The following is a 21,448-nucleotide window of genomic DNA, read 5'->3' as shown; positions in this document are numbered from 1 at the left end:
CGGCGGGGGCGGGTCGGCACCGCCGGTAGGTGCGGACGGAGGGGGCGGGGTTTCCTGCCCACCGGTTGACTCGGGCGACGGGGGAGGTGGCGGATTTGTGCCGCCGGGCGGCGGTTGATCGGTCATGGGCACCCCTTCCACTACGGACCAGCTGAGCCAGGCCGCATTACAGTACCTGAGCGCGCGGCGGCCGGGCGAGACTCGCTAGCGACGCCCCGCTGGTCCACGAGGCGCCTCCGAGAGGAAGCCCAGCAGGTCGTATCGGGTGATCACCCCGACCGGTTTGCCCTCCTCGACCACCATCAACGCGTCCCAGTCGCGCAGCGCCTTGCCGGCCGCACTGACCAGCTCCCCCGCGCCGATCATCGGCAGCGGCGGGCTCATGTGCAACGAAACGGCGTCGGCCAGTTTGGCGCGGCCCTCGAAGACCGCGGACAGGAGTTCGCGCTCGGAGACGCTGCCCGCCACCTCTCCGGCCATTACCGGCGGCTCGGCGCCGACCACGGGCATCTGGGACACCCCGTACTCGCGCAGGATGCCGATGGCGTCGCGCACGGTCTCGGACGGATGGGTGTGAACCAGGTCGGGCAGCTCGCCCGATTTGCGGCGCAGCACGTCGCCCACCCTGGCCTGCTCGGTCGACCCGTCGAGACGGCTGCGCAGGAACCCGTACGACGACATCCAGGCGTCGTTGAAGATCTTCGCCATGTACCCGCGCCCGCCGTCGGGCAGCAGGACCACGACGAGCGCGTCGGGCCCGGCCTCCTCGGCGACCTTGAGCGCGGCCACCACCGCCATCCCGCACGACCCCCCGACCAGCATCGCCTCCTCGCGGGCCAGCCGCCTGGTCATGTTGAACGAGTCCGAGTCGGACACCGCGATGATCTGGTCGGGCACCGTTCGGTCGTACGCGTCCGGCCAGAAATCCTCGCCGACGCCCTCGACCAGGTAGGGGCGGCCGGTGCCGCCGGAATACACCGACCCCTCGGGGTCCGCGCCGATGATGCGCACCGCTCCGCCGGACACTTCCTTCAGGTAGCGTCCGGCGCCGGTGATGGTGCCGCCGGTGCCGATGCCGGCAACGAAGTGGGTGACCTTGCCGTCGGTGTCGGCCCAGATCTCCGGGCCGGTGGTGGCGTAGTGGCTGGCCGGGCCCTCCGGGTTGGCGTACTGGTCGGGCTTCCACGCACCGTCGATTTCGCGGGTCAGCCGGTCGGAGACGCTGTAGTAGCTGTCCGGGTGCTCGGGCGGCACCGCGGTCGGGCAGACGACCACCTCGGCGCCGTAGGCGAGCAGCACGTTGCGCTTGTCCTCGCCGACCTTGTCGGGGCAGACGAACACGCATTTGTAGCCGCGCTGCTGAGCCACCAGCGCAAGCCCGACGCCGGTGTTGCCGGACGTGGGTTCGACGATGGTGCCGCCCGGCTTCAGGAGTCCGCCCGCTTCGGCGGCGTCGATCATCCGCACCGCGATCCGGTCCTTCGAGCTCCCCCCGGGGTTGAGGTACTCGACTTTGGCCGCCACGGTCCCGGCGCCCTCGGGGACGACGGAGTTCAGGCTTACCAGCGGCGTGCCGCCGATGAGCTCACTGATGTGCTGGGCAATCCGCATGCGTTCATCGTCTCAGGCACCCCTCGGGGGTGCACGACGTGCTTCCCCTCGGCGCCCACGGCGGTTGCGCTAGCCGGTGGCCTCGCGGATGTAGTCGCCGATCTGGCGAAGCGACCGGGCCGCCTCCGGCACCACCGGTGCCGCCAGCTGAAAGTCGTGAATCTGGCCGGGCCACACCCGCACCTCGGCCGGCACGCCGACCGCCGCCAACCGGCTCGCCGCCAGCCGCGCGTCGTGCAGCAGCACCTCGGAGCCCGAGACGTGGATCAGGGTCCGCGGCAGGCCCGGTTTGATGTGCTCCAGCGGCTCGTAGACCTCTTCGGGTTTGCCGGCGATCGTGCGCTTCCGCGCCGCGCTGGCGACCAGCTCGGCGAGCGCGTCGAACGCCCGGGCGGAGAACATCGCGTCGGTGTCGATGTTGGGGTGCGCCTGCTTGTATTCCTTGGCCAGCTGCAATAGCGGCGAGATCATCACGAGGGCGGCGGGTTCCTCGTCTTCCTCCTGGAGGCGTTGCGCGAGCGCGAGCGCCAGGTAACCGCCCGCGGAGTCGCCGGCGAGCACGATCTGATCCGGCTGGTATCCCCGCAGCCGCAGCCATTGGTAGCCGTCGTGGCAATCGTCGAGGGCCATCCCGATCGAGTGCTTGGGCAGCAGCCGGTAATTGACCACCAGGACGGGTGCGTCGGCGAAGTTCGACAGCGCTTCCACCAGCCGGCCGTGGGAGTTCGCCCCGCACGTCAAGAAGGCGCCGCCGTGGAAGTAGACGACCACCCGGCGGGTGCCGTCGGCCGGCAGCACGCCGGGTGCGCGCACCAACTGCGCCGAGGCATTGGGCAGCTTCACCGTTTCGCGGACGGTGGCCGACACCGGCAGCACCGCCCGGGCGGCCAGGTCGATGAGGCCCCAGGGCCAGGGGAAGTTCGGCACATGGCTGCCGACGGACAGCACCGGCCGGACGGTGATCCGCGACGTCAGGTTGGCCACCCGCGCGGCAACGCTGGGCCCGGATTCGAGGACCTCGACCGGCGTGCCGTCGCTCATCGCGAACTTGCGGGTCTTGGCCCTGCGGGCCCTCAGCACGTCGTGGGGGCGTACGGCATTCTGAGGCCAGCCGGATACCTTGCCGGGTGCGCTCATGCTCAACACTTCCTACGCCTTTGTAGTGCGATACAGCGTGTGACGAGGCGGCCAAGCGTCTGGTTCAGCCGTTTGCTCGAGGCGCTCAGCCAACCCCTGGGGATCAGGGTGACAGGCATTTTCTACGACAACGTCGGAAAAGCCCGATTCGATACCAATTCGTTTCCCGCCGTGACCGGATTGTTGGTCAGCCGACCCCGCAAACAAGCGAGCCGAACTAAACTGGCTTCCGTGACCATGCGGCTGCCACGTCGTTCGGCGATCGCTCTGGCCACAGCGGGTGCACTCGCCTCGACGGGAACTGCCTACCTGGGGGCGCGAAACCTGCTCGTCGGCCAGGCGACGCACGCGCGCACCGTCATTCCCAAGGCGTGGGACATCCCCCCGCGCGCCGACGGCGTGTACACCCGCGGCGGCGGGCCGGTGCAGCGGTGGCACCGCGGCGTGCCCTTCGACCTGAGCCTGATGATCTTCGGCGACTCGACGGCCGCCGGCTACGGGTGCATCAGCGCCGAGGAAGTGCCGGGGGTGCGCATCGCGCGGGGCCTCGCCGAGCAGACCGGCAAGCGGATCCGGCTGAGCACCAAGGCCATCGTCGGCGCCACGTCGAAAGGCGTTTGCGGCCAAGTGGATGCGATGTTCGTGGCGGGGGCGCCGCCCGACGCGGCGGTCATCATGGTCGGCGCCAACGACGTGACCGCCCTCAACGGCGTCAGCCAGTCAGCCCAGCGGCTCGGGTTGAGCGTTCGCAAACTGCGCGCCCGCGGCGCCGTGGTGATCGCCGGCACCTGTCCGGATCTCGGGGTGATCACCGCCATCCCCCAGCCGCTGCGTTCGCTCGCGCACGAGCGTTGTTCCCAACTTGCGCGTGCCCAAGCCGCGGCGGTGCGGTCCGCCGGCGGCATGCCGGTACCGCTGGGCCAGCTGATGACCCCGCAGTTCCGGTCCACGCCCCACGTGATGTTCTCCCCGGACGGCTTCCACCCGTCCGCCCCGGCATACGCGATCGCGGCCGACGCGCTGCTGCGCGCGCTGTGCGAGGCGCTGGGCGAGAAGGTCGACATACCGCCGATGGACCTGGCGGCATCGACGACCGAGCCGGTCCTCGGCCAGCGCCACACCCGAACCAGCGTGATGTCGCGGCTCTGGCGGCGCCCCGTGCCGGGACCCGCCCCGTCGTCGTACCCCCTGGTGGGCACCGACTAGATTCGAGCTAGCCCGTCGGCGTGGAGCCACCACCCGTTTTTCAGATAGCGAGCTCGTCGGAATCCGGAAGGGATTTGAAGGGAACCGTCATGCCTGAAGCCGTCATTGTCTCAACCGCCCGCTCGCCGATCGGCCGCGCGATGAAGGGGTCGCTGGTCTCCATGCGGCCCGACGACCTGGCCGCCCAGATGGTGCGGGCCGCGCTGGACAAGGTGCCCGCGCTCAACCCTCATCAGATCGACGACCTCATCCTGGGCTGTGGCCTGCCGGGCGGCGAATCCGGCTTCAACATGGCCCGCGTCGTCGCCGTCGAGCTCGGCTACGACTTCCTGCCCGGCACCACCGTCAACCGGTATTGCTCGTCATCGCTGCAGACCACCCGGATGGCCTTCCACGCGATCAAGGCCGGCGAGGGCGACGCCTTCATCTCCGCGGGCGTCGAGACCGTCTCCCGCTTCGGTAAGGGCAACTCCGACTCGTGGCCCGACACCAAGAACCCGCTGTTCGACGAGGCGCAGGAGCGTTCGCAGGCCGCGGCGGCCGGCGCCGACGAGTGGCACGACCCCCGCGCCGACGGCAACCTGCCCGACGTCTACATCGCGATGGGTCAGACCGCGGAGAACGTCGCCATCATGACGGGCATCAGCCGCGAAGACCAGGACCACTGGGGCGTGCGCAGCCAGAACCGCGCCGAGGAGGCGATCAAGAGCGGCTTCTTCGAGCGCGAGATCTCCCCGGTGACCCTGCCCGACGGCAGCACCGTCAGTACCGATGACGGCCCCCGCGCCGGAACCACCTACGAGAAGGTCTCCGAACTCAAGCCGGTCTTTCGGCCCAACGGCACCGTGACCGCCGGCAACGCCTGCCCCCTGAACGACGGCGCGGCCGCGCTGGTGATCACCAGCGACACCAAGGCCAAGGAACTGGGCCTGACCCCGCTGGCGCGCATCGTGTCGACCGGGGTCAGCGGTCTGTCACCGGAGATCATGGGCCTGGGCCCGATCGAGGCCTGCAAGAAAGCGCTCGCCCGGGCGGGGATGTCGATCAACGACATCGACCTGTACGAGATCAACGAGGCCTTCGCGGTTCAGGTGCTGGGCTCGGCGCGCGAGCTGGGCATGGACGAGGACAAGCTGAACGTGTCCGGCGGGGCGATCGCGCTGGGCCACCCGTTCGGCATGACCGGCGCGCGCATCGCCACCACGCTGATCAACAACCTGCAGACCCACGACAAGACGTTCGGCCTGGAGACCATGTGCGTCGGCGGCGGGCAGGGCATGGCGATGATCATCGAGCGGCTCAGCTGACGCCTCGCCGGAGCTAGCTGTCGAGCGTGCGCCCATGGCGGCGACACGCCGAGCGGGTCCGCCCGCAGCGCACACTCGACGCCAGCGCACACACGAAAAGACCGGCACGCCGATCGGCGTGCCGGTCTTTTCGTTGAACAGAACTAGTCGTTCTGCAGGTAACTCAGCAGACGCAGGATCTCGATGTACAGCCAGACCAGGGTCACGGTCAGGCCGAGGGCGATGCCCCAGGCCGCCTTCTCCGGCGCACCGGCGCGCACCATCTGGTCGGCCGCGTCGAAGTCGATCAGGAAGCTGAACGCCGCGATCGCGATGCACACCAGCGAGAAGATGATCGCCACCGTTCCGCCGCTGCGCAGGCCCAGGCCCGTACCGCCGTTGACGTGGAACATCGCGAGCACGAAGTTGCCGAGCATCAAGGCCAGGACGCCGAACATCGCGGCAACCAGCATCCGGGTGAACTTGGGTGTCACCCGGATCGCGCCCGTCTTGTAGACGACGAGCATGCCGAAGAACACCCCGAAGGTGCCCAGCACGGCCTCCCCGATCAGCGCACCCGCGTTGGCGTGCGAGACCGAGAAGTTCGCGAAGACGAACGAGATGGCGCCCAGGAAGAGGCCTTCGAGGACGGCGTAGCTGAGCACGATCGCCGGGCTGTCCTGTTTGCGGCCGAAGGTCGCGACCAGCACCAGCCCGAGGCCGCCGAGCGCGCCGACCATGGTCAGCGGCATCGCCAGCGCGAGGTTGGACGCCACCAGGAAGTAGGAGACCACGGCGGACACCGCCAGCACCGCCAGCGTGATGCCGGTCTTGGTGACGACGTCGTCGATGGTCAGCGGACGCGAAGCCCTGGCCTCCTGGTAGGGAGCTTGGTAGGGGGCCGCGTAGGGGTCGGCTCCATAGCCCTGCATGGGGGCCGCGCCCGTACCGAATTGCGCGTATCCGCCTCGCTGCTTGGGCAGCGAACGAAATACCGGGTTGCTTGTCTCCCGCACCGTCGGATCCTCTCTATTGGCTCGAGCTGTGCGAACACACTCTCAACGCGCAGCGCCCGCTCCGGGTTCCCAGTCGACCTGGCCAGGCCTCGGGGCATTTGCTGCCGTGGTCGCGTTAAAGATAACCCTTACCCGCGGGGATCGCGCCGGTCGTCACGATCTAGATTTTTCGTCGAGGGTGGACCGGCGATGGGAGGCCAGGGCGTGACCGACGGATTCGATGAGGTTCTGACCCACATCGACGGCAACGTCGGTCTGATCACGCTCAACCGCCCCAAGGCGATCAACTCGCTCAACCAACCGATGGTGGACGCGCTGAGCGCCGTGCTCGCCGACTGGGCGAAGAACGACGCGGTGGGCGCGGTGGTGCTCTCCGGTGCCGGCGAGCGCGGGCTGTGCGCAGGTGGCGACGTCGTCTCCATCTATCACAGTGCCCGCAAGGACGGGGTCGAGGCGCGGCGGTTCTGGCGGGACGAATACCTGCTCAACGCCCAGATCGCCGATTTCGCCAAGCCTTACGTGGCGCTGATGGACGGCATCGTGATGGGCGGCGGCGTGGGGGTCAGCGCGCACGCGAACACCCGCGTCGTGACCGACACCTCCAAGATCGCGATGCCGGAGGTCGGCATCGGATTCGTTCCCGACGTCGGCGGGATGTTCCTGCTGTCCCGGGCGCCCGGCGGGCTGGGCCTGCATGCCGCGCTGACGGGAGCTCCGTTTTCCGGAGCCGACGCCATCGCCATGGGATTCGCCGACCACTACGTGCCGCACGACGACCTCGGGGCGTTCACCCGGGCGATCATCGCCGACGGCGTGCAGAGCGCGCTTGCCGAGCATGCCGTCGAGCCCCCGCCGAGCAGCCTTGCCGCACAACGTGATTGGATCGACGAATGCTACGCCGGTGACACGGTCGAAGACATCGTCGCCAGCCTGCGCGGCCATGACGCCGGACCGGCTGACGATGCCGCCGACCTGATCGGCACCCGCTCGCCGATCTCGTTGTCGGTGACCCTGGAGGCCGTCCGCCGCGCCGCCGACCTGCAGACGGTCAAAGACGTTCTGGTTCAGGACTATCGGGTCTCGTCGGCGTCGCTGCGATCACACGATCTGGTGGAGGGCATCCGGGCGCAGCTGATCGACAAAGACCGCAACCCGAAGTGGTCGCCGTCCTCGCTGGCCCAGGTGACCCGGGCCGATGTCGAGGCGTACTTCAAACCCGTCGACGACGACTTGCGTTTCTAGAAAGGCGATTTGCGATGACTGACACCTCCCCCGGGAACTACGAGACCATCCTGGTCGAGCGCGACGGCCGGGTGGGCACCATCACCCTGAACCGGCCCAAGGCGCTGAACGCGCTGAACACCCAGGTGATGAACGAAGTGACCAGCGCGGCAATGTATTTCGACAACGATCCCGGCATCGGCGCGATCATCATCACCGGGTCGGCCAAGGCGTTCGCCGCCGGCGCCGACATCAAGGAGATGGCCGCGCTGACATTCGCCGACGCGTTCGACGCCGATTTCTTCGCCCCCTGGGCCAAGCTGGCCGCCGTGCGGACCCCGACCATCGCCGCGGTGGCCGGGCACGCGCTCGGAGGCGGCTGTGAGCTCGCCATGATGTGCGACGTGCTGATCGCCGCCGACACAGCGAAGTTCGGGCAGCCGGAGATCAAACTCGGCGTCCTGCCCGGCATGGGCGGCTCACAGCGCCTGACCCGCGCCATCGGCAAAGCCAAGGCCATGGATCTCATCCTGACCGGGCGCACCATCGACGCCGCCGAAGCCGAACGCAGCGGCCTGGTTTCGCGCGTGGTGCCGGCCGACGACCTGCTGGCCGAGGCCAAGGCCGTCGCCACCACGATTTCACAGATGTCCCGCTCGGCGTCCCGGATGGCCAAGGAGGCCGTCAACCGCGCGTTCGAATCGACACTGTCTGAAGGACTTCTCTACGAACGCCGGCTGTTCCACTCGACCTTCGCGACCGAGGACCAGACGGAAGGCATGGCAGCCTTCGTCGAGAAGCGCACTCCGAACTTCACCCACCGGTAAGCCTGCGATGAGCGAGCCGGGCCACGCGACGAACAATCCGACGGCCGTCACCGAGGAGGCCGAACCGGGCGCAGCTCCGGAAGCCACACCCGAAGCCCGCCCGGCGGCTCGCGGCCCCCGGTGGACCGAAAAGCCTTGGTGGGTCCGCCACTACACATTCACCGGCACCACGGTCGGTCTCGTCTTCATCTGGTTCTCTCTGACGCCGTCGCTGCTGCCGCGCGGTGCGCTGTTTCAGGGGCTGGTCAGCGGGATCTCCGGCGCCATCGGCTACGGGCTGGGCGTCTTCGCCGTATGGCTGGTGCGCTACATGGGCGCCATGGATCACAGCCCCCCGCCGCCGCGCTGGGCGTGGAAGGTGCTGATCCCGATCGGTGCGCTGGGCATGGTGCTGATGGCCGTCTGGTTCCACGTGTGGCAGGACAACGTGCGCGACCTGATGGGCGTCGCCCACCTGCAGTGGTACGACTACCCGGTGGCCGCGGGCCTGTCGCTGGTGGTGCTGTTCACCCTGGTCGAAATCGGCCAGTTCATCCGGTGGCTGGTCCGGTTCCTGGTCGGGCAGGTCGACCGGATCGCGCCGTTCCGGCTGTCGGCGACCATCGTGGTGGCGCTGCTGGTGGTCCTCACCATCACCTTGCTCAACGGTGTCGTGCTCAAGTCCGCCATGCGCACCATGAACAACACCTTCGCCTCGGCGAACAACGAGATGAATCCCGACACCGCGCCGCCGAAGACCCCACTGCGCTCCGGCGGCCCCGAGTCGCTGGCGTCGTGGGAATCCCTTGGCCACCAAGGCCGCATCTTCGTGGAAGCCGGGCCCACGGTCGCCCAACTCTCCGCCTTCAACGGCACACCCGCGACCGAACCGATCCGGGCCTACGCCGGGCTGAACTCGGCGGACGGGATCACGGCGACCGCCGAACTCGCCGCGCGGGAGCTGCAGCGCACCGGCGGACTGCAGCGCGCCGTCGTCGCCGTCGCGACAACCACCGGCACCGGCTGGATCAACGAGGCGGAGGCCGACGCGCTCGAGTACATGTACAACGGCAACTCCGCGATCGTCAGCATGCAGTACTCGTTCCTGCCGAGCTGGCTGTCCTTCCTGGTGGACAAGGAGAACGCCCGCCACGCCGGGCAGGCGCTGTTCGAGGCCGTTGACCGCCTGATCCGCCAGATGCCGGAGGCGCAACGCCCCAAGCTCGTCGTGTTCGGCGAAAGCCTGGGATCGTTCGGCGGCGAGGCGCCGTTCATGAGCCTCAACAACGTCCTCGCCCGCACCGACGGCGCCCTGTTCAGCGGACCGACCTTTCAGAACACCATCTGGACCGACCTGACGTCGACGCGCGATGCCGGGTCCCCGGAGTGGCTGCCGGTGTACAACGACGGCAAGAACGTCCGGTTCGTGGCTCGCCCAACCGATTTGGGCCGCCCGAACGTCCCGTGGGACCACCCCCGGGTGGTCTATCTGCAACACGCCTCGGATCCGATCGCCTGGTGGTCCCCCGACCTGCTGTTCAGCCAGCCCGACTGGCTGCGGGAGCGGCGGGGCTACGACGTGCTGCCCGAGACGCGCTGGATCCCAGTGGTGACGTTCCTGCAAGTCACGGCCGACATGGCGGTGGCGGTCGAGGTACCCCAGGGGCACGGCCACCACTACGTGGCCGACGCGGCCGACGGCTGGGCGGCGGTGCTGTCACCGCCCGGATGGACGCAGGAGAAGACCGACAGGCTGCGGCCACTGCTCCATTCGGACGCCACCTCCACCGGGTAGCTAGAGCCAGCGGCGACCCGGGGTGCCGGAGTTGGCGAGCACTCCCGGGACGGCGTCGAGCGGGGCGGCACCCGAAAGCTGTTCGAGCACACCGGCTCCCGCGAGCGCGTGGTAGCCGCCGACGACGTCGGTGGCGCGGTGCAGGCCGATGTCCAGCAGCGCGGCCGCCGCGAGGCTGGAGGTGTAGCCCTCCGAGCACACGATGACCCACTCGACGTCGTCGCCGACGGCCTCGGGCAGCCTGGCCTCACTGGTCGGGTCGCAGCGCCACTCCAGGACGTTGCGTTCGATCACCAGGGCGCCGGGGATCTCACCCTCGCGGAAACGCTGTGCCTGCGGCCGGATGTCGACGAGCACCGCCCCGCGCCGCAGCGCGTCCGGCACTTCGGCGGCGGGAAGGCGGCGAAAGCGGCGGCGGGCGGATCTCAACACGACGTCGATGCGGCTCATCACGGTCCTTCCGGTTGATCGGTCAGTTCGGTGCGCTGGCGGCGCAACCGGTTTCGGCCGGTGACCTCGTAGTAGGACATCGCGGTCAGCGGCGGTGAGTAGGCATGCACGCTCAGCGAGGGCCGCACCGGACCCGAGACGGACACGGCCACGGGCCGGGGCGCCCACACCACGTCGTGCACCCAGCCCAGTGGGAACCCGGCCTGATCGCCGGCGTCCAGTCGGCGCTGGCGCAGAACGCGGCCGTCCCAACGGAATTCGGTGAGCGACCCGGACACCACCGTCAACGCGCCCAGGGAGCCGCCGTGATCGTGCAGTTCGGTGTGATGGCCGGGAACCCAGCTGATCAGCCAGACGTCCAGCTCGTCGTCACCGTGGATGCGGGTGAACCAGCGCCGCGACTCCGGTATCCCGCCCGGCGGCAGCAGGTGGTCGCAGCGCCCGCTCAGCACGTCGTCGGCGGCCCGGTCGGTGGCGTGCAGCAGGTCGGGCACGCGCAACCGGGTCGGGCCCGGCGACGGGGACGCGGACGGGGACGAGAAGGTGCGCGGGCGCAACGCGGCCGGCGCGGCGAGGGACACAGGACTCGCCAGGGGCAGTGACATCGTGGAGCTCCAGGGAAAACGGGATCGGACAGGCGGCGGCGTGTTACCGCCGACAACACTCGCAAAATCCGAAGCGCTCCATCACGGCCGCCAGTGTTGCATAGATTGGGTCGGTGCGCTGGTGCGGTCACCGGCCCCGGCTGTGGGGCACGCTCGTCGTGGCGGCCGCTGTGTTCGCGGGCACAGCGTGCTCGGCCGGCACCCCGAGCCGCACCCCGGCCTCCCTGCCGGGGCGGCCGGCGGGCGTGCCGGGTAGCCCCGACGCGGCGCCGCCGGGCGCCGTCGGGCTCTCCCCCTCCGGCGTGACGACCAGAGTCGACGTCCCCGCGAATTCGACCGAGGAGGAGTATTACCAGGCCTGTCACGCCGCCAAAGTGTGGATGGACGCCCAGCCCAGGACCGATCAGTCGCTGTTCGAGCCCTATCTGGCGATGGTCCAGGCCGCGCCCTCGGGCACCGCGGGCAGCTGGAACGCCCGCTGGGCGGATCTGGCGCCGGCCCGGCAGGCGGCCGTGATCACCGCCGCGCGCGCCGCCGCCAACGACGAATGCGGCTAGCCCGTTCGAACCCGTGCGCGATTGAATTCACGGGTACCTAAAGTGACGGCCCGACCGGTGTGCCGGCCGGCTCCGCCGCGCAGAATGAAGGAATGCCGGATGGAACGGGCGGTGGTGGCGTGCGCCGATCACCGACGCGGGTGGCGTTGGCGCTGGGCAGCGGCGGGGCCCGCGGCTACGCCCACATCGGGGTGATCGAGGCGCTGCGCGCCCGGGAGTACGAGATCGTGGGCATCGCGGGCTCGTCGATGGGCGCACTGGTCGGCGGTTTGGAGGCGGCCGGGCGCCGCGACGAGTTCGCCGAGTGGGCGAAGTCCCTGACGCAGCGCACCATCCTGCGGCTGCTGGACTTCTCGATCAGCGCGGCCGGGGTGATGCGGGCCGAGAAGATCCTGGACGCGGTGCGCGACATTCTCGGCCCGGTCGCCATCGAGCAGCTGCCGATCCCCTTCACCGCCGTGGCGACCGACCTCTTGGCCGGCAAGTCGGTGTGGTTTCAGCGCGGCCCCGTCGACGCGGCGATCCGCGCCTCCATCGCCATACCGGGCGTGATCGCGCCCCACGAACTCGACGGGCGCCTGCTGGCCGACGGCGGAATCCTGGACCCGCTGCCGATGGCACCCCTCTCGGCGGTCAACGCGGACGTGACCATCGCGGTGAGCCTGTCCGGCAGTGAGGCGATCGCCAACCGTGAGGGGGAGGCCGGCGCGACCGCCGACTGGCTGAACCGCATGGTGCGCAGCACTTCCTCGCTGCTCGACACCTCCGCGGCCCGGTCGCTGCTCGACCGGCCGACCGCGCGCGCGGTGCTTGCCAGATTCGGGGTGTCCCCCGCGGAAGCCGACGCCTGGCCGGACGACGCCGACGTCGCCGAGGCCGCCGAGGCCGCCGAGGCCGCCGCCGGGGATGATCCGGCCGGCGAATTGTCCGACACCACAACCGAAGTCCCGAAGCTGGGCAGTTTCGAGGTGATGAACCGGACGATCGACATCGCGCAGGCCGCGCTGGCGCGCCACACGCTGGCGGTCTACCCGCCCGACCTGTTGATCGAGGTTCCGCGATCGATCTGCCGGGGCCTGGAATTCCACCGGGCGGCCGAGGTCATCACCGTCGGCCGGGCACTGGCGGACGAGGCCCTGGACGCGTTCGAGGCCGACCGCGCCGCGCCCCCCGCAGCCGAAGACTGAAAATTCTTCTGCCGCAAACGATCCCCGGCTCGATCAGACGCCGAGGAACCGCGCGAGGGCCGGGGCTTCGCGGCGGCCCTGTTCGCGTCCGGCCAGGGCCGAGGTGACGCGGCACTTCGGGTCCAGCGGATTGGGTCCGAAGGCCGCCACCGAGCCCGGGTCGGCGAACACCGCGAACGTTGCGCCGGGAAAGGCAGAGATCTCCGCGGCAGGCCCGGCGCCGAACGGCGAGGGCGCGTCCGCGCCCGAGGGCACCAAGACAACCGCCGCGTCGCAATCACCGGCCACGCCGAGGTTGACCGAGCTGGCGACGCCGCCGTCCATGTAGCGTCGGCCCCCGATCGCCACCGGCGGCCATGCGCCGGGCACCGCGCAGCTGGCCGCCACCGCGTCGACGAGGTCGACGCCGGACTCGCGATCGAAGACGACCAATTCGCCGGTGCTTACGTCGATGGCGGTGATCCGCAGCGTCCGGTCGGGCCAGTCGTGCGACGGCAGGCGCTGGGCGATGACCTGCCGGCGCAGCGGTGGCGGAACGGTTTCGGCCGCCAGCGCCACCGCACCGATCCGCTGCAGCTGCTGCCGCGTCTTGTCCGACCCGTCGGCGTAGGGCTCCGCCAGGGCCGCCAGGAACATCCCGGTGATGGTGTCGACGTCCACCCCGGAATCGATCTCGGCCGACGCTTCGGCGACCTGCCGGCCGAACAGCGCGTCGAGCGTGCTCCCACTGCCGATCTGCGCGGCGACCGTCGAGCCGGCCGAGGTCCCCACCAGCACGTCCGAATCCAGCAACAGCCCGGCCGCCGCGGGCGAATCGTCGGCGATGCCACGCAAAACACCTGTCTCCCAGGCAATTCCCGCTATCCCACCGCCCGCCAGCACAAGCGCCCGTCTGGTTGCCATGCCCACCCACTCTGCCAGGCCGGCATCGGGCTAACTCTGAACGCTCGGCACCGCGTGTTGCGCGTCGTGGACCGGCGCGCTCAGTTCGGCCCGGCGGAGCTGATGCGCGGGCGGGTGGGGCAGGATCACCGTGCGCTCGACATGCAGGCCGGCGTCGACGTGGACCAGCTCACCGGGCTCGAGCAGACGCCAGCGGGGGTCGTCGTCCATGCGTTCGGTGGCGAACACCACCGACGGGCGGGTGCACAGGTGTTCCGATCGCGCGTTGATTCGCTTGGTGCGCATGTCGAATTTCGGGGCTTGGGCGGGGGCCTCGCCGGACCGGTCCAGGACGTAGAGCTCATGGGTGTCCGGGTACCGCAGCGCCCACATGTCGGTGGCCGTGCTCAGCAGCATGTTGACCGCATAGATCGGCACATTGGCCGCAAGCCATGTCATAGCATCGACCAGACCCGCGGTCACGTCACCGTCGAGCGCCCGGATCGAGGCGGTGACCAACGCGAACACCCGCTCGGAATCGGTGTCGCCCAGGACCAGTTCGTCGATGCCGACCGCGCGCAGCCGCTCCTCGAGGATGTCCAGGCCCTCCAGGACGCCGTTGTGCGCGAAAATCCGGCCGTCCTGCAGGAACGGGTGGGTGTTGCGGACGTCGAGCGAACCGGTCGTCGCGTAACGCACATGCGCGATGAACGTGGTGCCGGTCAGCTCGTGCGCTTCGGTGGCGAACGCGGCGTCCTCCCAGGCCGCCATGGGCTGCTTGTCCAGCTGCGGCCGGCCCCGATCGTCGAAGACCCCCAGGCCGGTCCCGTCCGGATTCCTCCTGCTCTGTTGGGCGAGGCTGTCGGGGGCGCCCAGCAACCAGAAGGTCGCGGTGCATACGTCCGTCCCGGCGTGCAGCCCGAATAGTCGGCACATACCGGCACGGTACCCAGCTTCAGCGGGTCAGCACCTGGGCGAGGTCCTGTAACGCTCGCCGCGCGTAGCGCTTCCACAGCATCCCGAACAGTGGCAGGCCCGGCGCGGACAGCGGCGACTTGGGGTAAATGGTCCAGCGCCAGGTGATCTCGGTGCCGTCGCCGGCCGGGGTGAAGGTCCACTCGCCGGTGACCGAACCGACCAGGAGCGCCATCGGCCCGTGGATTCCGGTGAGCCGGTAACCGAACGATCGCGGCGCGTCGACACTGGTCAGGTCTTCCCGCGCGCTACCGCCGACCAACATGATCGTGCGGCTCCGGCCCGCGGTGTCCCAGTCGCCGGTCTGGTCCCGCACCTCCCTGATCGGCGGGATCGGGCCGTACCAGCGGCCGAAGATCTCCGGAAGGGAGACGGGCAGCGTGCCGTGGAACGCCGCGTCCTGCGCGACGGGCACCACGCGCGATTGCTCGACGACGAGGGGCTGGGTCATCGGGGATCCTTCCGCAGGGCTGGTGAATCTCGAATACACCGAACAGGCCGACCCTATTCGTGAGCAGTCGCGGCCCGCGCTCAGTCGCGGGCCTCGACCACCCAGTAGCCGTGCTCGGCGTAGCGCGCCCGGATGGCCTTCTTGTCGTACTTGCCCACGCTGGTGCGCGGAATCTCGTCGACGAACGCCCACCGTTCGGGCAGCCACCACCGAACCACCTTCTCCGCCAGGAACTTTCGCAGATCCTCGGCGCTGACCGTGGTGCCCTCCTTGGCCACGACGACGGCCAGCGGCCGTTCCTGCCACCGCTCGTCGGGCACGCCGACCACCGCGGCCTCGACCACATGCGGGTGCCCGATCAAGCCGTTCTCCAACTCGACCGAGGAGATCCACTCGCCGCCGGACTTGATCACGTCCTTGGCCCGGTCGGTCAGCGTCACGAATCCCTGCTCGTCGATCCGCCCCACGTCACCGGTGCGCAGCCAGCCGGAGTCGAACTTCGAGTCGTCGGCGGTGAGGTAGTAGGAGCCGGCGATCCACGGGCCGCGGACTTCCACCTCGCCCACGGCGGCACCGTCGTTGGGCAGCGGGCGGCCGTCGTCGTCGACGATCCGCATTTCCACGCCGCAGACCGGCTGGCCCTGCGTCGCGCGGAACGCCCAGTGCCGGTCGGCGGGCGTTCCCGGCGGCGGCCACGCCATGGTGGCCATCGGCGAGGTTTCCGTCATGCCCCACAGCTGCCGGATCTGCACGCCATGGTTCTCCTCGAAGGTGCGCATCAGCGACACCGGAACGGCCGATCCTCCGCAGACCACCAGCCGCAGCGACGACATGTCGTGGCCGGGTTCTTCCTCCAGGCGGTGCAGGACGTCGTTCCAGATCGTGGGCACCGCACCCGCCACGGTTGGCCGCAGGTCCTCCACCGTGCGGATCAGCGACCGCGCGTCGAGGTGGCAGTCGGGCAATACCAGGTCGGCGCCGGCCATCAGCGCCGCGTAGGGCAGCCCCCACGCGTTGGCGTGGAACATCGGCACGATCGGCAGCACGCTGTCGACGGATCCCACGCCGATGCCGTTGGTGGTGCAGGCCGCCATGGTGTGTAAGTAGCTCGAGCGATGGCTGTAGACAACGCCTTTGGGGTTTCCGGTGGTACCACTCGTGTAACACATTGCGGCCGCGGACTTCTCGTCGAGCTCCGGCCATTCGAAGTCGGGGGACTCGCCGTCGAGCACGTCGGCATACCGCAGCACGGCCTTGCCCGATCCCTCGACCGCGGCGGTGTCGCCCTCCCCGACCACGATCACGGTGTGCACGGTCTTGAGGTCGCCCAGCACCGGGGCGAGCAACTTGGTCAGCGACGCGTCGACCAGCACCACCTGGTCTTCGGCCTCGTTGGCGACATAGGCGATCTGCTCGGCGAAGAGGCGGATGTTCAGGGTGTGCAACACGGCACCCATCGACGGCACCGCCAGGTAGGTCGCCAGGTGTTCGGCGTTGTTCCACATGAACGTCGCCACCCGCTGGTCCCCGGTGACGCCCAGGCGTCGCAGACCGTTCGCCAGCCGAGCGGCATCTTGACCCAGCTCACGGTAGGTGATTCGCCGGTAGCCCGCACCGGTGGCGGTGGCGACGGTACGCGCACCGTGGATACCGCAGCCGTGCCGCATGATCGCGGTGATCGTCAACGGAAAGTCCTGCATCGTGCTGTCCATCGAGATACCGCCTTTGGATCGAGGCGCAGCGTCGCCTGATGTCAACCCTGCGGAACGCGTGGTGCTGGCCGCGTCCCGGGGCCGGCAACGCCTGGCCGCCGGCAGCCTCCACCCTAAGCCCGGGCCCGGCGACCGGTGCGCAATTTCCCTAGGCGAGCACGGGTTCCCGCGGCACCGCCACGGGCAGCCGGGTGGTCGACGCCTCCTCCGGCCCGCCGCCGGCGGCGATCGGCACGACGGTGACGACGCCAGAGTGGCCGGCGATGTAGAGGTATCTGCCGTCGGGGCTTTCGACCACGCAGGACGGGTGCCTCGCCACCCCGATGTCACCGACGACGTCGTGGGTGCTTGTGCACACGACGGCGACATGCTCGTCGCTGACCAGGTAAGCGTGGCGCCCGTCACGACTGAGCGCCAGGCGGGTGAGCGGACCGGCGAGCTCGCTGAGCTTGCGCGTCCCGGTGATGTCGCGGGCCCGGGTGTCGACGACGTCGAGCACCGCGCCGACCACCGGGCCGCAACTGGCAACGTAGGCGGTGCTGCCGTCGCTGCTGAGCGCGACGTCGCGGATGGGCAGACCCAGCTCGTAGGCCCCGACGATGCGGGAGCCGCCGTCGGAGGGTGCGCCGGTCTCGATGACGACCAGTTCGCCGCCGGAGGGCCCGTTGGTGGCGGCATAAAGCTGAGCGCCGTCGGGGCTGAGGCGCACGCAGTCCGCGGTGACACCCGCCGCGCCGGCCAGGTCGATCACCTCGGTCTCGTCGGTGGCGGTGTCCACGACCACGACGTCGGCACCGCGGGCGTGGTTCCGGCCGGCGTAGACGAACCTTCCGTCGGCGCTCACGGCGAGGTCGCTCACGCTGTGGGCCAGCGGATGCGTCGCGATGCGCGCGTTCGACGCGACGTCGACGACGGTGACGGAGTCATAGGACGGGGTTGCGGTGCTGATGTAGGCGCGCGGGGCGTCGCCGCCGCTCAGGGCGACCGCGAACGGCTCGTCCAGGGCGAGGGTTTGCACCACGAGGCGGGCATCGGTGTCGACGATGGAGACCGTGTCGCGGCCGTGGTTGGCCACGACCAGCCGGCTGCCGTCGGGGCTGATGCCGATGTCGCTGATCGGACCGTTTCGCACCGGAATTGCGACGATCGAAGTGTCGTCGAATTGGAACACCCGGTCATCCGGGAAGGCCTTGCGGCCGGTCGAAGCGCTCACGCTGTACCGCCTTTGCTGTGTTGTCGGCGCGGGGCGAAGTCGCCGGGACTTGCGCGACAATTCGGCCTCCGGATCCCGCAGGATCTCAGCACCCAAAAGGCGCCGACGCGACTGGTTTTGCGAGTCTACCGGCCAAAATTCGCGTCAAACGGTTCGAAAATCCCCCGACGTTAGCTACGTCACTCCCCGCACTCAGGTTCTGCTCAGGCTTTCAATTACGCTGTATCGCAGTCGCTTACCCGTAGCGAAACTGACGCAAACGCGCATCCGGGGTATTTCGCTTTCACCGCTAACGTTCCCGGTCAGCGCCCTGAGGCCATCCACGTTAAGAAACTCTCAGCGTTCACTTCCCGGGGAGGGGAAGATCACAGGCCTTCACTGGCTGAACTGGGTCTGCGGCCTGGCCAAGGCGGCACCGTCGACGAAGATGTCGAGCTTTTCGTTGTAAAACGCCACCAGACCGGCGATCTGGCCCACCGCGGGCAACGGGTAGTGGTACGTCCAGGCCAGGTCCGGGTGCACGACACCACCGGAACGCACCGACCAGTAGCCCGACGTCACGCCTTTGTACGGGCACAGCGTCTGTGTCGCGCTGGGTTCCAGATGCTCGAAGGCGACATCCGTTGGATCGATGTAATACCTTGTCGGCAAACCTGTTTCGAATAGCAGCACAGGAGAACTGGTGTCCGCCAAGATCATTCCGTCCAACTCCACACGAACATGCCGGTGTGAGCGTAGCGCATCCACCCGCGAGTAGGGATTGCGCGGATGGCCGTAGATCGGCTCGTCTTCCTCGAACCAGCGCAACGATTCCCATTCGAATCGCACGGTCCCGGCCACCGGGCCGCCACCGTCGGCGTCGAACACCCGCGCGGCGGACGGGTAAGTCGCACCGGCGCCCTGCAAGGAGTGCAGCCGCGACGGACCGAACTGCACCTTCTGCGGATGGTCCTCGTCGCGCAGGAACTCCGCGCGGACATCGGTCAACGGGATGTAGTACTGCGGGTAGTAGGGGACCTCCCACACATAGCGGGCGGCGGTGGTGTCGAAGACCAGCGCGTCGCCCAGATAACCGCGCACCCGGCGCGGCGCGGGTTCGACCCTGCCGCGCATGGCGGCCATCTGGGGGTAGTCACGATCGGCGGTCACGTCTGATCCTTGGCGGCCAGGCCGGCCGGCGCGTGGGCGATCGCCGCCCGGATGGCGTCGGCCAGCGCCAGGGCGCTTTCCTCGGTGAGCTCCAGCGCCACCCGCGCCGACGGCCCCAGCTGCGGGTTGAGCACGTCGATGTTGACGGTGTGGCCGTAGGGCGCGTGGACCGGGTGATCGACATACACCGTCGCGCGGCTGGCGCCGAACCACCCGGTGGCGCCCTTGCCGCTGCCGTCGATCGCGACGTGTTCGGTGAGATGAGTGCACATGACGGGCGTACCTAGCCTTTCAGGTGGGTGGCGAAGAAGTCGTCGATGCGCCGCCAGCCGTCGACCGCCGCCACCGGCCGGTAGGCGGGCCGGTCGACGGAGAAGAACGAGTGGCCCGCGCCCTCGTAGGAGTGAAACTCGTGCGGCTTGTCGAACCGGCTCAATGCCTCGTCCAGTGCGGCCACCGCGGCCGGAGCCGGGAATCGGTCGTCGAGCCCGAACAGGCCCAGCATCGGACAGCTCAGATGCGGCGCCAACTGCAGTATCGGCTTCATCGCCTTGGGCATGCCCTCGGGTGGATCCTCGACGATGAAGGCGCCGTAGCAGTCCACCGCCGCGTCGAACGGCAGCGAACACGCCGCCAGGTACGCGTGTCGCCCACCCGAGCAGTGGCCGATCACACCGAACTTCCCGTTGGCGCCCGGCAGCGAACGCAGGTGCTCGACCGCGCCCGCGACGTCGCCGACCAGCCGCTCGTCGGGCACCCCGCCGGCGGCCCGCGCCGCCGCCGCCGCGTCGTCGGGCGACGCGCCCGGCGCCTCACGCGAATAGAGGTTGGGGGCCACGGCGTGGTAACCGCTGACGGCCAGCCGCCGGACGAATTCCTTGGTCTCGCGGTCGTAGCCGGGCATGTGGTGGATCCACACGACTCCCCCGCGCGTCCCTTCGGCTAGGGGTGAGGCACGGTATGCCTCGATCTCGTCGCCGCCGTGGCCGGTGATCGTGATGGTTTCCGCCCGAATGGCGTCGGGGCTGAGCGCGTTCATCGCAAACCTTCCGGGCTCGCCGGCTGGGCCGCAACCGGACGGAGCGCGTGCGGCCGGTCGGGCCGCCCCGCCGGACACCAACGTATCGGAACACCCGGGCGCCCGGGCGATTCGTGTTCTCCCCCGGGCCCGGCGCCGGCCCGCAACTCGCGTGTCGTGCGACCCCGCCACCCCGGGTGGACGTCACGCTGTAGGGGACGCCGAGCAGGAACTGGCCGCGCTGACGAATGGGGCACCGCACGTGGTTGACAGCGCTGAACATCGAGAGCCGCGAAGCCATGCCGCAGAACAGGGCCATCACCGGCTGGTGGGTCGGCCGCACCGCGACGACGAGGGTGTGATCGTCGAAGCCGAACAGCGGGCCGCCCGGTTGCGTTCCGAGGAACATCGCTTCGGCCGGCGCGGCGAGCGGTTCGACCGGCGTTCCCCTTTCGTCATGGGAATGACCGCCGCGGCCGGCGTGGCAGTGACCTATGGGGCGGTCCGCGTTCTCGGGTCGATGTCGTCGGTGCTGGTCTTGATCGGTGTGGCCATGTTTTTCGCGCTCGGGCTCGAGACCGCCGTGTCGTGGCTGGTCAACCACAAGCTGCCGAGGTGGGCGGCGGTGACGGTCGTGGTGACTCTCGTGTTCGCCCTCATCGCAGGGACAGTGGCCGCGACCATTCCCCCGCTGGTGCAGGAGGCACGCCAGCTCGTCGAGCAACTGCCGCATTATCTGCAGCACATCCAAGACCGCTCGTCGCTCATCGGCAGGCTCGACGAGCGCGTCCATCTGCAACAGCGGATCACCGAGATGGTCAACGGGTCCGGCCGCTTCACCTTCGCGGGGATCATCAGAACCGGGTCGGAGGTGTTCGGTGTCCTGTCCCACATCGGCATCGTGGCGATGCTGACCATCTACTTCCTGGCCGACATGCGCCGGATCCGGGCCGGCTTCTACCGGCTCATGCCCAATTCCCGTCGGCCGCGCGCCATCCTGATCGGCGACGAAGTGGTGGCGAAGTTCGGCGCCTATCTCTTCGGGAACGTGCTGACGTCGGTCATCGCGGGGTTCGCCACGTTCGTGTGGTGTGTCCTGCTCGATGTCCCCTACGCGGTCCTGCTGGGTGTCGTGGTCGCCGTCTTGGACCTTTTTCCCTACGGCTCCACG

The 21,448-nt window shown here is 69.3% G+C and carries 21 protein-coding genes and 1 pseudogene; 8 read left to right on the top strand and 14 right to left on the bottom strand.

The features are described from left to right. From A5713_RS28875 to A5713_RS00230, 3 genes and pseudogenes are all read right to left on the bottom strand, one after another. Positions 1-126, bottom strand: a pseudogene (locus A5713_RS28875) (RDD family protein); the annotation flags it as partial. A gap of 78 nt (positions 127-204) precedes the next feature. After that, positions 205-1,611, bottom strand: coding sequence for a cystathionine beta-synthase (locus tag A5713_RS00235; protein ID WP_068091265.1), 1,407 nt, complete (start codon positions 1,609-1,611; stop codon positions 205-207). Positions 1,612-1,680: 69 nt separating this feature from the next. Beyond that, positions 1,681-2,748, bottom strand: coding sequence for an alpha/beta hydrolase fold domain-containing protein (locus tag A5713_RS00230; protein WP_068091261.1), 1,068 nt, complete (start codon positions 2,746-2,748; stop codon positions 1,681-1,683). A 243-nt stretch (positions 2,749-2,991) separates the two neighbouring features. Between A5713_RS00230 and A5713_RS00225 the strand changes: the two genes are divergently transcribed. Together A5713_RS00225 and A5713_RS00220 are read left to right on the top strand one after the other, a co-directional pair. Then, entirely contained in the window at positions 2,992-3,954 is a 963-nt protein-coding gene (locus A5713_RS00225) for an SGNH/GDSL hydrolase family protein (protein WP_102420134.1), read from the top strand. Positions 3,955-4,043: 89 nt separating this feature from the next. Continuing rightward, a complete protein-coding gene (locus tag A5713_RS00220; protein WP_067928170.1) occupies positions 4,044-5,261 on the top strand; it encodes an acetyl-CoA C-acetyltransferase in 1,218 nt (405 codons plus the stop codon). Between the two features lie 143 nt (positions 5,262-5,404). Here A5713_RS00220 and A5713_RS00215 read toward each other — a convergent pair whose 3' ends face one another. Beyond that, positions 5,405-6,256 (bottom strand): Bax inhibitor-1/YccA family protein, encoded by an 852-nt coding sequence (locus A5713_RS00215; RefSeq protein WP_067928173.1) that lies wholly within the window; start codon positions 6,254-6,256, stop codon positions 5,405-5,407. Between the two features lie 189 nt (positions 6,257-6,445). Here A5713_RS00215 and A5713_RS00210 point away from each other — a divergent pair, with 189 nt between their 5' ends. Genes A5713_RS00210 through A5713_RS00200 form a run of 3 tightly spaced genes read left to right on the top strand, consistent with a single transcriptional unit; the run spans position 6,446 to position 10,078 of the window. Beyond that, positions 6,446-7,498, top strand: a complete 1,053-nt coding sequence (locus tag A5713_RS00210) for an enoyl-CoA hydratase/isomerase family protein (RefSeq protein WP_068091257.1) — start codon at positions 6,446-6,448, stop codon at positions 7,496-7,498. A gap of 14 nt (positions 7,499-7,512) precedes the next feature. Next, positions 7,513-8,304, top strand: coding sequence for an enoyl-CoA hydratase (locus A5713_RS00205; protein WP_068091255.1), 792 nt, complete (start codon positions 7,513-7,515; stop codon positions 8,302-8,304). 7 nt (positions 8,305-8,311) lie between these two features. Continuing rightward, positions 8,312-10,078 (top strand): alpha/beta-hydrolase family protein, encoded by a 1,767-nt coding sequence (locus tag A5713_RS00200; RefSeq protein WP_068091254.1) that lies wholly within the window; start codon positions 8,312-8,314, stop codon positions 10,076-10,078. Here the strand turns inward: A5713_RS00200 and A5713_RS00195 are convergent, their stop codons facing one another. Then, the gene (locus A5713_RS00195) at positions 10,079-10,528 is read right to left on the bottom strand and encodes a rhodanese-like domain-containing protein (protein ID WP_068091251.1); all 450 of its coding nucleotides are present in this window, start codon (positions 10,526-10,528) and stop codon (positions 10,079-10,081) included. Then, positions 10,528-11,133, bottom strand: a complete 606-nt coding sequence (locus A5713_RS00190; protein ID WP_231980190.1) for a cysteine dioxygenase family protein — start codon at positions 11,131-11,133, stop codon at positions 10,528-10,530. The genes A5713_RS00195 and A5713_RS00190 overlap by 1 nt, the downstream gene beginning before the upstream one ends. A gap of 113 nt (positions 11,134-11,246) precedes the next feature. Between A5713_RS00190 and A5713_RS00185 the strand changes: the two genes are divergently transcribed. Together A5713_RS00185 and A5713_RS00180 are read left to right on the top strand one after the other, a co-directional pair. Beyond that, positions 11,247-11,690: a lipoprotein LpqV gene (locus tag A5713_RS00185; protein WP_156751682.1), complete on the top strand. Its 444-nt coding sequence runs from the start codon at positions 11,247-11,249 to the stop codon at positions 11,688-11,690. Positions 11,691-11,782: 92 nt separating this feature from the next. Beyond that, positions 11,783-12,877 carry a patatin-like phospholipase family protein gene (locus tag A5713_RS00180; protein WP_156751681.1) on the top strand — a complete coding sequence of 365 codons (1,095 nt, stop codon included), beginning with the start codon at positions 11,783-11,785 and terminating at the stop codon, positions 12,875-12,877. A 33-nt stretch (positions 12,878-12,910) separates the two neighbouring features. On the opposite strand, the gene A5713_RS00175 is transcribed toward A5713_RS00180, so the two are convergent. The 8 genes from A5713_RS00175 to A5713_RS00140 form a co-directional block, all read right to left on the bottom strand. Then, positions 12,911-13,780, bottom strand: a complete 870-nt coding sequence (locus A5713_RS00175; protein ID WP_068091248.1) for a patatin-like phospholipase family protein — start codon at positions 13,778-13,780, stop codon at positions 12,911-12,913. A gap of 30 nt (positions 13,781-13,810) precedes the next feature. Beyond that, positions 13,811-14,695 carry a class II glutamine amidotransferase gene (locus A5713_RS00170; RefSeq protein WP_068091245.1) on the bottom strand — a complete coding sequence of 295 codons (885 nt, stop codon included), beginning with the start codon at positions 14,693-14,695 and terminating at the stop codon, positions 13,811-13,813. 19 nt (positions 14,696-14,714) lie between these two features. After that, complete coding sequence (locus A5713_RS00165; RefSeq protein WP_067928195.1) at positions 14,715-15,185, bottom strand: SRPBCC family protein; 471 nt, start codon at positions 15,183-15,185, stop codon at positions 14,715-14,717. An 80-nt stretch (positions 15,186-15,265) separates the two neighbouring features. Continuing rightward, positions 15,266-16,897 carry a long-chain fatty acid--CoA ligase gene (locus A5713_RS00160; protein ID WP_068091242.1) on the bottom strand — a complete coding sequence of 544 codons (1,632 nt, stop codon included), beginning with the start codon at positions 16,895-16,897 and terminating at the stop codon, positions 15,266-15,268. Between the two features lie 148 nt (positions 16,898-17,045). Further along, entirely contained in the window at positions 17,046-18,110 is a 1,065-nt protein-coding gene (locus A5713_RS00155; protein WP_067928200.1) for a YncE family protein, read from the bottom strand. Between the two features lie 375 nt (positions 18,111-18,485). Next, a complete protein-coding gene (locus A5713_RS00150) occupies positions 18,486-19,232 on the bottom strand; it encodes a DUF427 domain-containing protein (protein WP_068091272.1) in 747 nt (248 codons plus the stop codon). Between the two features lie 23 nt (positions 19,233-19,255). Next, a complete protein-coding gene (locus A5713_RS00145) occupies positions 19,256-19,531 on the bottom strand; it encodes a DUF6295 family protein (protein ID WP_067928202.1) in 276 nt (91 codons plus the stop codon). Positions 19,532-19,542: 11 nt separating this feature from the next. After that, positions 19,543-20,298: a dienelactone hydrolase family protein gene (locus tag A5713_RS00140; RefSeq protein ID WP_067928204.1), complete on the bottom strand. Its 756-nt coding sequence runs from the start codon at positions 20,296-20,298 to the stop codon at positions 19,543-19,545. Positions 20,299-20,605: 307 nt separating this feature from the next. On the opposite strand from A5713_RS00140, the gene A5713_RS00135 reads away from it, so the two are divergent. Continuing rightward, positions 20,606-21,448 (top strand): AI-2E family transporter (locus tag A5713_RS00135; RefSeq protein ID WP_197516255.1); only part of this gene is annotated, 843 nt, incomplete at its 3' end.

Source organism: Mycobacterium sp. E2497 (assembly GCF_001668695.1).
Taxonomy (GTDB): Bacteria; Actinomycetota; Actinomycetes; order Mycobacteriales; family Mycobacteriaceae; genus Mycobacterium.
This window is presented reverse-complemented; position numbering and strand designations above follow the sequence as displayed.

Excerpts from the sequence above, each read along its gene's own strand:
- A5713_RS00235 (WP_068091265.1), bottom strand. The coding sequence starts at position 1,611 with ATGCGGATTGCCCAGCACATCAGTGAGCTCATCGGCGGCACGCCGCTG.
- A5713_RS00145 (WP_067928202.1), bottom strand. The coding sequence starts at position 19,531 with ATGTGCACTCATCTCACCGAACACGTCGCGATCGACGGCAGCGGCAAG.
- A5713_RS00190 (WP_231980190.1), bottom strand. The coding sequence starts at position 11,133 with ATGTCACTGCCCCTGGCGAGTCCTGTGTCCCTCGCCGCGCCGGCCGCG.
- A5713_RS00150 (WP_068091272.1), bottom strand. The coding sequence starts at position 19,232 with ATGGCCGCCATGCGCGGCAGGGTCGAACCCGCGCCGCGCCGGGTGCGC.
- A5713_RS00205 (WP_068091255.1), top strand. The coding sequence starts at position 7,513 with ATGACTGACACCTCCCCCGGGAACTACGAGACCATCCTGGTCGAGCGC.
- A5713_RS00170 (WP_068091245.1), bottom strand. The coding sequence starts at position 14,695 with ATGTGCCGACTATTCGGGCTGCACGCCGGGACGGACGTATGCACCGCG.
- A5713_RS00220 (WP_067928170.1), top strand. The coding sequence starts at position 4,044 with ATGCCTGAAGCCGTCATTGTCTCAACCGCCCGCTCGCCGATCGGCCGC.
- A5713_RS00195 (WP_068091251.1), bottom strand. The coding sequence starts at position 10,528 with ATGAGCCGCATCGACGTCGTGTTGAGATCCGCCCGCCGCCGCTTTCGC.
- A5713_RS00210 (WP_068091257.1), top strand. The coding sequence starts at position 6,446 with ATGGGAGGCCAGGGCGTGACCGACGGATTCGATGAGGTTCTGACCCAC.
- A5713_RS00140 (WP_067928204.1), bottom strand. The coding sequence starts at position 20,298 with ATGAACGCGCTCAGCCCCGACGCCATTCGGGCGGAAACCATCACGATC.
- A5713_RS00160 (WP_068091242.1), bottom strand. The coding sequence starts at position 16,897 with ATGGACAGCACGATGCAGGACTTTCCGTTGACGATCACCGCGATCATG.
- A5713_RS00175 (WP_068091248.1), bottom strand. The coding sequence starts at position 13,780 with ATGGCAACCAGACGGGCGCTTGTGCTGGCGGGCGGTGGGATAGCGGGA.
- A5713_RS00165 (WP_067928195.1), bottom strand. The coding sequence starts at position 15,185 with ATGACCCAGCCCCTCGTCGTCGAGCAATCGCGCGTGGTGCCCGTCGCG.
- A5713_RS00230 (WP_068091261.1), bottom strand. The coding sequence starts at position 2,748 with ATGAGCGCACCCGGCAAGGTATCCGGCTGGCCTCAGAATGCCGTACGC.
- A5713_RS00200 (WP_068091254.1), top strand. The coding sequence starts at position 8,312 with ATGAGCGAGCCGGGCCACGCGACGAACAATCCGACGGCCGTCACCGAG.
- A5713_RS00180 (WP_156751681.1), top strand. The coding sequence starts at position 11,783 with ATGCCGGATGGAACGGGCGGTGGTGGCGTGCGCCGATCACCGACGCGG.